Here is a 248-nt window from a genome sequence, read left to right on the forward strand (position 1 = left end):
AACACATACTGGATCTTGCGGCCAAACACCGCCGGATCGGCGGCGTCCAAGGGCGCACCGTTGATTTCAATCGTGCCGGTAGAGGGTGGCTGCAACCCCACAAGCATCCGCGCCAGGGTGGTTTTACCGCAGCCCGACTCCCCGACGATCCCGAGTGTCTCGCCTTCTTCGACGGAGAGCGACAGGGGCTGCACCGCACGCACCAGCCCCTTTGCCGGGCCGAACAGACGCTTGCCCACCGGAAAGGT

The 248-nt window shown here is 64.5% G+C and carries 1 protein-coding gene; it reads right to left on the bottom strand.

What is annotated here, in order from left to right; translation table 11 throughout:
• Window positions 1–248 (bottom strand): ATP-binding cassette domain-containing protein (locus NLF92_RS13535; protein WP_254102782.1); only part of this gene is annotated, 248 nt, incomplete at both ends.

It is taken from the genome of Opacimonas viscosa (assembly GCF_024199005.1).
Classification (GTDB): domain Bacteria; phylum Pseudomonadota; class Gammaproteobacteria; order Enterobacterales; family Alteromonadaceae; genus Opacimonas; species Opacimonas viscosa.